Origin of the sequence: Streptomyces yokosukanensis, from assembly GCF_001514035.1 — a bacterium.
Lineage (GTDB): Bacteria > Actinomycetota > Actinomycetes > Streptomycetales > Streptomycetaceae > Streptomyces > Streptomyces yokosukanensis.
This window is the reverse complement of the sequence record NZ_KQ948211.1, coordinates 72,575-85,063: the sequence shown is the minus strand read 5'-3', so window position 1 is coordinate 85,063 and position 12,489 is coordinate 72,575. Positions and strand designations below refer to the sequence as shown.

General features: G+C 69.5%; 6 protein-coding genes. All 6 read left to right on the top strand.

Annotated features, from left to right (window positions below):
- Nucleotides 1-57 precede the first annotated feature (57 nt).
- The gene (locus tag AQI95_RS15885) at nucleotides 58-1,332 is read left to right on the top strand and encodes an extracellular solute-binding protein (RefSeq protein ID WP_067123364.1); all 1,275 of its coding nucleotides are present in this window, start codon (nucleotides 58-60) and stop codon (nucleotides 1,330-1,332) included.
- A 97-nt stretch (nucleotides 1,333-1,429) separates the two neighbouring features.
- Nucleotides 1,430-2,434 (top strand): carbohydrate ABC transporter permease, encoded by a 1,005-nt coding sequence (locus AQI95_RS15880; protein ID WP_067123362.1) that lies wholly within the window; start codon nucleotides 1,430-1,432, stop codon nucleotides 2,432-2,434.
- 19 nt (nucleotides 2,435-2,453) lie between these two features.
- Nucleotides 2,454-3,359, top strand: a complete 906-nt coding sequence (locus AQI95_RS15875; protein ID WP_067123360.1) for a sugar ABC transporter permease — start codon at nucleotides 2,454-2,456, stop codon at nucleotides 3,357-3,359.
- A 174-nt stretch (nucleotides 3,360-3,533) separates the two neighbouring features.
- The gene (locus AQI95_RS15870; protein ID WP_067123358.1) at nucleotides 3,534-5,219 is read left to right on the top strand and encodes a glycoside hydrolase family 13 protein; all 1,686 of its coding nucleotides are present in this window, start codon (nucleotides 3,534-3,536) and stop codon (nucleotides 5,217-5,219) included.
- Nucleotides 5,220-5,374: 155 nt separating this feature from the next.
- On the top strand, nucleotides 5,375-6,748 hold the full coding sequence (locus tag AQI95_RS15865; RefSeq protein ID WP_208614186.1) for an alpha-amylase: 1,374 nt from the start codon (nucleotides 5,375-5,377) through the stop codon (nucleotides 6,746-6,748).
- 356 nt (nucleotides 6,749-7,104) lie between these two features.
- Nucleotides 7,105-12,486, top strand: a complete 5,382-nt coding sequence (gene pulA / locus AQI95_RS15860) for a pullulanase-type alpha-1,6-glucosidase (protein WP_067123356.1) — start codon at nucleotides 7,105-7,107, stop codon at nucleotides 12,484-12,486.
- Nucleotides 12,487-12,489 lie beyond the last annotated feature (3 nt).

The following is a 12,489-nucleotide window of genomic DNA, read 5'->3' as shown; positions in this document are numbered from 1 at the left end:
GACGGCGGACGGGACCGCCCCTGCCTCACTCGGGCTCGAACCCCTCAAGGAGAACTCATGCGGCGTGGCATAGCGGCCTCCGCGCTGGTGGCGTCCCTCGCCCTCGCGGCGACGGCCTGCGGCGGCAACGGCGGCGACAGCGGCAAGGCGGACGGCCCGGTCACCATCACCTGGTGGGACACCTCCAACGCCACGAACGAGGCGCCGGCGTACCAGGCCCTGGTCAAGCAGTTCGAGGCCGCCAACAAGAACATCAAGGTCAACTACGTCAACGTCCCCTTCGACCAGGCGCAGAACAAGTTCGACACCGCGGCCGGCTCCAAGGGCGCCCCGGACATCCTGCGCTCCGAGGTCGGCTGGACCCCGGCCTTCGCGAAGAAGGGCTACTTCCTGCCGCTGGACGGCACCGAGGCCCTCGCCGACCAGGCCCGGTTCCAGCCCAGCCTGATCAAGCAGGCCCAGTACCAGGGCAAGACCTACGGCGTCCCGCTGGTCACCGACACCCTCGCGCTGGTCTACAACAAGGCCCTGTTCAAGAAGGCCGGCATCACCGACGCCCCCAAGACCTGGGACGAGCTGAAGTCGGATGCCGCCAAGGTCCAGGACAAGACCGGCGTCGACGGCTACTGGGGCTCCACCCAGGCCTACTACGCGCAGAGCTTCCTCTACGGCGAGGGCACCGACACCGTCGACGCCGCCACCAAGAAGATCACCGTGGACTCCGCCACCGCCAAGAAGGCCTACGGCACCTGGCTGGGCCTGTTCTCCGGCAAGGGCCTGCACAAGGCCGACACCACCGCCGACGCCTACGCCCACATCCAGGACGCGTTCGTCAACGGCAAGGTCGCCGCGATCGTCCAGGGCCCCTGGGAGATCACGAACTTCTACAAGGGCAGCGCCTTCAAGGACAAGTCCAACCTCGGCATCGCCGTGGTCCCGGCCGGCTCCACGGGCAAGGCGGGCGCCCCGACCGGCGGCCACAACCTCTCCGTCTACGCCGGATCCGACAAGGCCCACCAGGAAGCGGCCCTGAAGCTGGTGAAGTTCATGACCTCGGCGACCTCCCAGGAGGCCATCGCCCTGAAGAACTCCACCCTGCCCACCCGGTCCGACGCCTACACCGCCAAGGTCAAGGCCGACCCCGGCATCGCCGGCTTCCAGAGCGTCCTCGCCGCCGCCCAGCCCCGCCCGGCCCTGCCCGAGTACAGCAGCCTGTGGGGCCCGCTGGACATCGAGCTGCCCAAGATCGCCGGCGGCAAGGAGTCCCTCGACAAGGGCCTGGGCAACGCCGAGGTGGCCATCGCCAAGCTGGTCCCCGACTTCAGCAAGTGAGCCCGCGTGGCCGTCGGAACCTCTCTGAGGGGGGAAGGTTCCGACGGCCGCCGGCCTGTGCCCAGGCCCGCCCCCTGAACTCCCGAAGGTGTCGAACATGACAGTCGCCATCGACCGCGCCACCGGCAGCCGCCGCGGTGACCGCGCGCCGCGGCCCGGCCTGGGCCAGCGCATCAGACACGGATTCCAGAAGCACTGGTACGCCTACGCGATGATCGCGCCGGTCGTCGTCGTGCTCGGCGTCATCGTGGGCTATCCGCTGCTGCGCGGTGTCTACCTGACCCTCACCGACGCCAACAGCCTCAACTCGGCGCGCACCATCGGCGTCAACCACATCGACGCCACGTACAAGTTCATCGGGTTCGGCAACTACAAGGACATCCTGTTCGGCCCGCTGGCCTACGACCGGTTCTGGTCGCACTTCCTGTGGACCGTCTTCTGGACGGTCGCCTGCGTCGCCCTGCACTACACCATCGGCCTGGGCCTCGCGCTCATGCTCAACCAGAAGCTGCGCGGGCGCACCTTCTACCGCCTGCTGCTGGTCCTGCCCTGGGCCGTGCCGACCTTCGTCACCGTCTTCTCCTGGCGGATCATGCTCGCCGACTCCGGCGCGCTCAACCAGTTCCTCGGCGCGCTCCACCTGCCCCAGCCGCAGTGGCTGGAGGACACCTTCTGGCAGCGCTTCGCCGCGATCATGGTCAACACCTGGTGCGGCGTGCCGTTCATGATGCTCTCCCTGCTCGGCGGCCTGCAGTCCATCGACTCCACGCTCTACGAGGCCGCCGAGATGGACGGCGCGAGCGCCTGGCAGCGCTTCCGGCACGTCACCCTGCCCGGACTGCGCTCGGTCAGCTCCACCGTCGTACTGCTCGGCGTCATCTGGACCTTCAACCAGTTCGCCATCATCTTCCTGCTGTTCGGCCCCACCGGCGCGCCCGACGCCCAGATCCTCGTCACCTGGGCCTACTACCTGGGCTTCGGACAGCAGCCGCGCGACTTCGCCCAGTCCGCCGCGTACGGCGTCCTGCTGCTGTCGATCCTCACCGTCTTCACCTCCTTCTACTTCCGCTGGCTGAAGCGCAATGACCAGCTCGCCGTCTGACGCCGCAGGAGCTGCCGCCATGAGCACCACGACCCTTGAGAAGTCCGAGGCCGGGCCCGCATCCGCCGCACGGACCGCGCGCCCTGCCCGCCGGCGCGGCGAACGCGGCCGGCTCGGCGTCGCCCTGCTGCACGGCGGCCTCGCCCTCGCGAGCCTGATCGCGCTGGCCCCGGTGGCCTGGCTGGTCTTCCTCTCGCTCGGCCCGGACAAGGACGACTACCTGCACCCGGGCAAGATCCTGGGCAAGCTCACCTTCTCCAACTACAGCTTCGTGCTGGAGCACACGGCCTTCTTCGACTGGTTCAAGTCGACGATGATCGTGGCCCTCGGCACCACCTTCATCGGTGTCTTCGTCGCGGCCACCACCGGCTACGCCGTCTCGCGCATGCGCTTTCCCGGCTACAAGTCGCTGATGTGGGTCCTGCTGCTCACCCAGGCCTTCCCGATCGCCATCCTGATCGTGCCGATGTACGAGATCTTCAGCGAGCTGGGCCTCATCGACACCTACTGGTCGCTGATCATCATCAACTGCACCACGGCCGTGCCCTACAGCGCCTGGCTGCTCAAGGGGTACTTCGACACCATCCCCTTCGAGATAGACGAGGCCGGACGCGTCGACGGGCTCACCCCCTTCGGCACCTTCTTCCGGCTGATCCTGCCGCTGGCCCGACCGGGCCTGGCCGTGGCCGCCTTCTACAACTTCATCACCGCCGTGGCCGAGGTCGCCTTCGCGACGACCTTCATGCTCGACGACTCGAAGTACACCTTCGCCGTCGGTCTGCAGACCTTCGTCAGCGAGCACGACGCCCAGTGGAACTACATGGCCGCCACCGCGGTGCTGATCGCGATACCCGTGTCCGTCTTCTTCTACCTCGTGCAGAAGAACCTCGTCACCGGTCTGACCGCCGGTGGCACCAAGGGCTGACCCCCTCTCCCGCACAAGGGCTCCCGCGCGCCGGTGCGCGCGGGTAGGCGGCCGCGGTGCGTATCCGACCCCGCTGTCACCGCGGCCGCCTCGCACACCCCCCGGTCCCGGCATCCGTCGCCGTACCAACGCCCACGCGCCCATGACCCGATTCCCTTCAAGATCAAGGACGCCATGAGCCAGCAGCACCCCGCCGCACCGGCCCCCCACTCCACCGCAGCCGCCGTGGCCGACCGCCGCGACTGGTGGCGGGACGCGGTCATCTACCAGGTCTATCCGCGCAGCTTCGCCGACAGCGACGGCGACGGCATGGGCGACCTGGAAGGCATCCGCGCCCGCTTGCCGTACCTGCGCGACCTCGGTGTCGACGCCGTGTGGCTCAGCCCCTTCTACGCCTCCCCGCAGGCCGACGCCGGTTACGACGTCGCCGACTACCGCGCCGTCGACCCGATGTTCGGCAATCTGCTCGACGCCGACGCGCTGATCCGCGACGCCCACGGGCTGGGGCTCAGGATCATCGTCGATCTCGTCCCGAACCACTCCTCGGACCAGCACGAGTGGTTCCGGCGCGCCCTCGCCGAGGGCCCCGGCTCCCCGCTGCGGGAGCGCTACCACTTCCGCCCCGGCAAGGGGGAGGACGGCGAACTCCCGCCCAACGACTGGGAGTCCATCTTCGGCGGCCCGGCCTGGACGCGGGTCACCGAACCGGACGGCACGCCTGGGGGAGAGTGGTACCTGCACCTCTTCGCCCCCGAGCAGCCCGACTTCAACTGGGAACACCCGGCGGTCGGCGACGAGTTCCGCTCGATCCTGCGCTTCTGGCTGGACATGGGCGTCGACGGCTTCCGCATCGACGTGGCCCACGGACTGGTGAAGGCCGACGGCCTGCCCGACCTCGGCGCGCACGACCAGCTGAAACTGCTGGGCAACGATGTCATGCCGTTCTTCGACCAGGACGGTGTGCACGCGATCTACCGGCAGTGGCGCCGCATCCTGGACGAGTATTCGGGCGAGCGCATCTTCGTGGCCGAGGCCTGGACCCCGACCGTCGAGCGCACCGCGAACTACGTCCGCCCCGACGAGCTCCACCAGGCCTTCAACTTCCAGTACCTGAGCACGGCGTGGGACGCGAAGGAGCTGCGCGAGGTCGTCGACCGCACCCTTGAGGCCATGCGCCCGGTCGGCGCCCCCGCCACCTGGGTGCTGTCCAACCACGACGTCACCCGGCACGCCACCCGCTTCGCCAACCCGCCCGGCCTCGGCACCCAGATCCGCAGCGCGGGCGACCGCGCCCTGGGTCTGCGCCGCGCCCGCGCCGCCACCCTGCTCATGCTGGCCCTGCCCGGCTCGGCGTACCTCTACCAGGGCGAGGAGCTGGGCCTGCCGGACGTCGTGGACCTGCCCGACGAGGTGCGCCAGGACCCGGCGTACTTCCGCGGCGCCGGCCAGGACGGCTTCCGCGACGGCTGCCGGGTGCCGATCCCGTGGACCCGGGAGGGCTCGTCGTACGGCTTCGGCAGCGGCGGCAGCTGGCTTCCGCAGCCGCAGGGCTGGGGGGAGCTGAGCGTCGAGGCGCAGACGGGTGTCCCCGGCTCGACGCTGGAGCTGTACCGCTCGGCGCTGAGCGTCCGGCGGACGCGGCCCGACCTCGGCGCGGGCGAGTCGGTGCAGTGGCTGCGCGCGCCCGAGGGCGTCCTGGCCTTCCGGCGCGGGGAGTTCGTGTGCGTCGCGAACACCACGGGAGAGCAGGTGACGACACCGCCGTACGGCCGGGTGCTGCTGGCCAGTGGTGAGCTGGCCGAGTCCGACGGTGGGACGAAGGTGCCCGCCGACACGACGGTGTGGTTCACCGCGATCTGACGACCCGTCGAGAAGTTCTTGCATCAACTTCACAACGGCCCGCTGCCTTTCAGGCAGCGGGCCTTTAACATCTGCGTCACCGCAAGTTTGCTGAAACCTTGCAGCAAGCGCCTTCAGCGGTCTCCCCAAGCCTTCAACGTCGAAGGAACCCCCACATGGCACGCAGAACCCTCTCCGGGGCGGTCGCCCTCACGGCCGCCGCCCTTGTCATGACCCCAACCACCGCGGACGCCTCCCCGCCCGGCACCAAGGACGTCACCGCCGTACTCTTCGAGTGGAACTACGCCTCGGTGGCCCGCGAGTGCACCACCACCCTCGGTCCCGCCGGCTACGGCTATGTCCAGGTCTCCCCGCCCGCCGAGCACATACAGGGCTCGCAGTGGTGGACCTCGTACCAGCCGGTGTCGTACAAGATCGCGGGCCGGCTCGGCGACCGCACCGCCTTCAAGAACATGATCGACACCTGCCACGCGGCCGGCCTGAAGGTCGTCGTCGACACGGTCGTCAACCACATGTCGGCGGGCAGCGGCACCGGCACCGGCGGCTCGTCGTACACGAAGTACGACTACCCGGGCCTGTACTCGTACCCCGACTTCGACGACTGCACCTCGCAGGTCACCAACTACCAGGACCGCTGGAACGTCCAGCACTGCGAACTCGTCGGCCTGGCCGACCTGGACACCGGTGAGGAGTACGTCCGCAAGACCATCGCGGGCTACCTGAACGACCTGCTCTCCCTGGGTGCCGACGGATTCCGCATCGACGCCGCCAAGCACATCCCGGCGGAGGACCTGGCGAACATCAAGTCCCGCCTGACGAATCCTTCCGCCTACTGGAAGCAGGAGGTCATCTACGGCGCGAACGAGGCCGTCCAGCCGTCCGAGTACACCGGCAACGGAGACGTCCAGGAATTCCGCTACGCCTACGACCTCAAGCGCGTCTTCACCTCCGAGAAGCTGGCGTACCTGAACAACTTCGGCGAGGGCTGGGGCTACCTCGCCGGCTCGGTGGCCGGCGTCTTCGTCGACAACCACGACACGGAGCGAAACGGCTCGACGCTGAACTACAAGGACGGCGCCGACTACACCCTGGCCAACGTCTTCATGCTGGCCTGGCCCTACGGCGCCCCGGACATCAACTCCGGCTACGAGTGGTCCGACGCGGACGCCGGCCCGCCGAACAACGGCCAGGTGGCCGCCTGCTGGCAGGACGGCTGGAAGTGCCAGCACGCCTGGCCGGAGATCAAGTCCATGGTCGCCTTCCGCAACGCGACCCGCGGTCAGCCGGTGGGCAACTGGTGGGACGACGGGAGCAACGCGATCGCGTTCGGCCGGGGGAGCAAGGGCTATGTGGCGATCAACCACGAGTCCTCGTCCCTGACCCGCACGTACCAGACGTCGCTGGCCGCAGGGACGTACTGCGATGTTCAGAGCAGCACGACGGTGGCGGTGAACTCCAGCGGGCAGTTCACCGCCACCCTGGGCTCGAACACGGCGCTCGCGATCTACGCGGGCAGGTCGAGCTGCTGAGCCGGGAGCACTGCTTCCAGGTCTCGCTCGTCGTGTAGCCGGACGAACCGCCCGTCGTGTACGAGCGGTTCGTGCCGGACTCCCAGGTCACGTTCCCGGAGGCGGGTGCCCGCCGCCGCCGCGCTCGCGCTGCGGCGGAGGAGACCCGGGGGGCGGTGTCTGCTCATGATGCGGCGCCGGGAGAAGGGGAAGCGTTCAACAACCCGTGACCGTGCGGCAGTCGAGAAGAGCACGTCAAGATTGACGTTGAAACTTCTTGCTATGAGTTTCAAGACTCTTGCTGTCATGCTTTCGTCGGGGATACGGTCGCGCGGGGTCGGACCCAAGAGAGCCGTATTCGCTAGGAGTTACCGCCTGTGCCCGTGATACCGAGAGCGAGACGGGCCGCGGCAGTCACCGCCGTAGCCCTCGCCGCCGCCCTGATCCAGCCACTCGCGGCACACGCCGCGCCCACCCCGCCCGCGCCTCCCCCGGACGCGGCCCTCGCCGCCCAGCCCGCCCGGCACGACGACACCCGCGAACAGTTCTACTTCGTCATGCCGGACCGTTTCGCCGACGGCGACACGTCCAACGACCGGGGCGGACTGACCGGCTCCCGCCTCAGCACCGGCTACGACCCCACCGACAAGGGCTTCTACCAGGGCGGCGACCTCAAGGGCCTGACGAAGAGGCTGGACTACATCAAGGGCCTCGGCACCACCGCCATCTGGATGGCCCCCATCTTCAAGAACCGGCCCGTCCAGGGCACGGGCACCAACGCCTCGGCCGGCTACCACGGCTACTGGATCACCGACTTCACCCAGGTCGACCCGCACTTCGGCACCAACCAGGACCTCACGACCCTCATCGCCCGAGCCCACGCCAAGGGCATGAAGGTCTTCTTCGACGTCATCACCAACCACACCGCCGACGTCGTGGACCACGCCGAGAAGTCGTCCGACTACCTCTCCAAGGGCGCCTTCCCGTACCTGACCAAGGACGGCAGGCCCTTCGACGACGCCGACTACGCCGACGGCGGCAAGAGGTTCCCGGCCGTCTCCGACGCCTCCTTCCCGTACACCCCGCGGGTCACCGGCCGCAGCAAGGTCCCGGCCTGGCTCGACGATCCGACGATGTACCACAACCGGGGCGACTCGACGTTCGCCGGAGAGTCCGCCACCTACGGCGACTTCTCCGGCCTGGACGACCTGTGGACCGAGCGTCCCGAGGTCGTCCGGGGCATGGAGAAGATCTACGAGCGGTGGGTGAAGGACTTCGCCGTCGACGGCTTCCGGATCGACACCGTCAAGAACGTGAACATGGAGTTCTGGACGCAGTGGGCGACCGCGCTCGACGCGTACGCAGCCGCGCACGGGCGGAAGAACTTCTTCATGTTCGGCGAGACCTACTCCGCCGACACCTCGGTCACCTCCGCGTACGTCACCCGGGGCCGCCTCGACGCCACCCTCGACTTCCCCTTCCAGGACGCGGCCCGCGCCTACGCCTCCCAGGGCGCCGGCGCCCACAGGCTCGCGAGCGTCTTCGGCGACGACTGGAAGTACACCACCGACAAGGCCAACGCCTACGAGCAGGTCACCTTCCTCGGCAACCACGACATGGGCCGCATCGGGTACTTCCTCAAGCAGGACAACCCCGAGGCGAGCGACGCCGAGCTGCTGAAGAAGGACAGGCTCGCCAACGAGGTGATGTTCCTCAGCCGGGGCAACCCGGTCGTCTACTACGGCGACGAGCAGGGCTTCACCGGCTCCGGCGGCGACAAGGACGCCCGCCAGACCATGTTCGCCTCCAAGGTCGCCGACTACCTGGACGACGACGAGATCGGCACCGACCGCACCCACGCCAGTGACTCCTACGACACCGGTGCCCCGCTCTACCGGGACATCGCCGACCTCTCCCGACTCCGCAGGGCCAACCCGGCCCTGACCGACGGCGTGCAGAGCGAGCGCTACGCGGCCGACGGCGCCGACGTGTACGCCTTCACCCGGACCGACGCGCGCACCGGCCAGGAGTACGTCGTCGCCCTCAACAACGCCACCGCGGCGAGGACGGCGGCCTTCGCGACCGGGTCCGCCGGCATGGCGTACCGGGGCGTCTACGGCACCACGGACACCGTGCGCAGCGACGGCGACCGGAACGTCACCGTCACCGTCCCGGCCGAGTCCGCCGTCGTCTACAAGGCCACCGGCCCGCTCGGCCGGCCGACGGCCGAGCCGACGCTCACCCTCCACGCCCCGGCCGCCGGAGCCACCGGCACGGTACAGATCACCGCGGACAGCGGCGGCGGACAGCTCGACCGGGTCGTCTTCGCCGCCCAGGTCGGCAACGGCACGTGGCAGGTGCTCGGCTCCGCCGACCACGCCCCGTACAAGGTCACCCAGACCCTCGGCGCGGGCGTACCCGCCGGGACCGCCCTGCGCTACAAGGCCGTCGTCGTCGACTCCGCCGGACGCACCGCGTCCGCCACGGCGAGCAGCACCACCGGCACCCCGCCCGCACCCCGAACCCCCACGGCCTCCGCCCGGGGCTACGCGATCGTCCACTACAAGCGCACCGACGGCGACTACGGCGACTGGGGCCTGTACGCCTGGGGCGACATCGCCGACGGCGAGGCCACCACCTGGCCGGCCGGACATCCCTTCGTCGGCCGGGACGCCTGGGGCGCCTTCGCCTACGTCAAGCTCAAGCCCGGCGCCTCGAACGTCGGTTTCCTGGTCGTCGACAAGGACGGCGACAAGGACGTCTCCACCGACCGGAGCATCGACGTCACCAGGACGGGTGAGGTCTGGGTCGAGCAGGGCAAGCCCGAGGTACTGACCCAGCGGCCCGACCGTCCCGCCCAGGACAGGACCAAGGCCGTCATCCACTACCACCGCACGGACGGGAACTACGCCGGCTGGGGCCTGCACGTCTGGGCGGGTGCCGCGCACCCCACCGACTGGTCGAAGCCGCTGGAGCCGGTGAAGACTGATGCCTATGGCGCGGTCTTCGAGGTGCCGCTCACCGCGGGTGCCACCAGCCTCAGCTACATCGTCCACAAGGGCGACGAGAAGGACCTGCCCGCCGACCAGTCCCTCGACCTCACGGCCGACGGCTACGAGGTGTGGCTGTTGAACGGCCAGGACGGGCATCTGCTCCCGCAGCCCACGGCCGACGCCGCCGCCCTCGACCTGACCACCTCCAAGGCGATCTGGATCGACCGCGACACCGTCGCCTGGAACGGCGTCGACGGCGCCGCCTCCACCCAGCTGCTCTCCTCCCACGACGGCTCGATCACCGTCAAGGACGGGACGCTGACCAGCGACGACGAGCGCTGGCTGCGCCTGGGCAGGACCACGCTCACCGACGCCCAGAAGGCGAGGTTCCCCCACCTGAAGGACTACACCGCCTGGCGTGTGGACCCGCGTGACCGGGATCGGGTGCGCACGGCGCTCACCGGCCAGCTCGTCGCCTCCCAGCGGGCCGCCGACGGCGCCGTGCTGGCGGCGACCGGCGTACAGATCGCCGGCGCCCTGGACGACCTCTACCCCCGTGCCACGCAGGCCGCGCTCGGCCCGGTGTTCCACGACGGGAAGCCGACGCTGTCCGTCTGGGCGCCGACGGCGCAGAGCGTGGCGCTCGACCTGGACGGCGCCACCGTGGCCATGCACCGCGACGCCGCCTCGGGCGTCTGGTCGGTCACCGGTCCCGCCTCCTGGAAGGGCAAGCCGTACCGGTACGTCGTGAAGGTCTGGGCGCCCAGCGTCCGCAAGCTGGTCGTCAACAAGGTCACCGACCCCTACTCGGTGGCCCTCACCGCCGACTCCGGGCGCAGCCTCGTCGTCGACCTGGACGACAGGTCCCTCGCCCCGAGCGGCTGGTCGGGCCTGCGCAAGCCCCGGGCCGTACCGCTGAAGGACGCGCAGATCCAGGAGCTGCACATCCGGGACTTCTCGGTCGCGGACAAGACCGTCCCGGCGCGCGACCAGGGCACCTATCTGGCCTTCACCGACAAGAACAGCGACGGCAGCAGGCACCTGAGGGCGCTCGCCGGGTCCGGCACCTCGTACGTGCACCTGCTGCCCGCCTTCGACTTCGCCACCGTGCCCGAGAAGAAGGCAGACCGGGCGAGCCCCGACTGCGACCTGGCGTCCTACCCGGCCGACTCCGACCGGCAGCAGGCCTGCGTGGCGAAGACCGCCGCGCGGGACGCCTACAACTGGGGCTACGACCCGTACCACTACACGGTCCCCGAGGGCTCGTACGCCACCGACCCGGACGGCACCGCCCGTACCGTCGAGTTCCGCAGGATGGTCCAGGCGCTGAACGAGGACGGCCTCAGGGTCGTCATGGACGTCGTCTACAACCACACCGCCGCGAGCGGCCAGGCCGACACCTCCGTGCTCGACAGGATCGTGCCCGGCTACTACCAGCGGCTCCTCGCCGACGGCAGCGTGGCCGACAGCACCTGCTGCTCCAACACCGCGCCGGAGAACGCGATGATGGGCAAGCTCGTCGTGGACTCGATCGTCACCTGGGCCAAGGAGTACAAGGTCGACGGGTTCCGCTTCGACCTCATGGGCCACCACCCGAAGGCCAACATCCTCGCGGTGCGCAAGGCGCTCGACGCGCTGACCGTGAAGAAGGACGGCGTCGACGGCAAGAAGATCATCCTGTACGGCGAGGGCTGGAACTTCGGCGAGGTCGCGAACGACGCGCGGTTCGTGCAGGCCACGCAGGCGAACATGGCCGGCACCGGCATCGCCACCTTCTCCGACCGGGCGCGGGACGCGGTACGCGGCGGCAGCCCCTTCGACTCCGACCCCGGCGTCCAGGGCTTCGCGTCCGGCCTCTACACCGACCCCAACACGTCCTCCGCCAACGGCACTTCCGCCGAGCAGAAGGCGCGGCTGCTGCACTACCAGGACCTGATCAAGGTCGGTCTGACCGGCAATCTGAAGTCCTTCGCCTTCACCGACACCGACGGCAAGGAGGTCACCGGCGCCGGCATCGACTACAACGGCTCGCCCGCCGGCTACGCGGACGCCCCCGGCGACGCCCTCGCCTATGCGGACGCGCACGACAACGAGTCGCTGTTCGACGCCCTGGCCTACAAGCTGCCCGCGAGGACGAGCGCGTCCGACCGGGCCCGGATGCAGGTCCTCGCGATGGCCACGGCCGGCCTCTCGCAGGGGCCGTCCCTGTCCCAGGCGGGCACCGACCTGCTGCGCTCCAAGTCCCTGGACCGCAACTCCTTCGACAGCGGCGACTGGTTCAACGCCATCCACTGGGACTGCGCCGACGGCAACGGCTTCGGGCGCGGCCTGCCCATGGCGGCCGACAACCGGTCCACGTGGGAGTACGCGAGGCCCCTGCTGACCACGGTGAAGGTGGACTGCGATCAGATCACCGGCGCCTCGGCGGCCTACCGGGATCTGCTGAGGATCCGTACGACGGAGAAGGCGTTCTCGCTCGGTACGGCCGCGCAGGTGCAGGGCGAGCTGTCCTTCCCGCTGTCGGGCAAGGACGAGACACCGGGGGTGATCACCATGTGCCTCGGTGACCTGGTCGTCGTCTTCAACGCGACCCCGCAGCGGCAGGAGCAGACGGTCGGCGCGCTCGCCGGCACGCGCTACCGGCTGCACCCGGTACAGGCCTCCGGCGCCGACCCGGTGGTGAAGACCTCGGCCTACACCGTCGGCACGGGAACGTTCGCCGTCCCGGCACGGACGGTCGCGGTCTTCGCGAAGGCCGACCGGTAGTGG

Bases quoted from the DNA above. Each gene is read 5' to 3' on its own strand.
- AQI95_RS15870 (WP_067123358.1), top strand. From the start codon at position 3,534: ATGAGCCAGCAGCACCCCGCCGCACCGGCCCCCCACTCCACCGCAGCC.
- AQI95_RS15865 (WP_208614186.1), top strand. From the start codon at position 5,375: ATGGCACGCAGAACCCTCTCCGGGGCGGTCGCCCTCACGGCCGCCGCC.
- AQI95_RS15880 (WP_067123362.1), top strand. From the start codon at position 1,430: ATGACAGTCGCCATCGACCGCGCCACCGGCAGCCGCCGCGGTGACCGC.
- AQI95_RS15875 (WP_067123360.1), top strand. From the start codon at position 2,454: ATGAGCACCACGACCCTTGAGAAGTCCGAGGCCGGGCCCGCATCCGCC.
- AQI95_RS15885 (WP_067123364.1), top strand. From the start codon at position 58: ATGCGGCGTGGCATAGCGGCCTCCGCGCTGGTGGCGTCCCTCGCCCTC.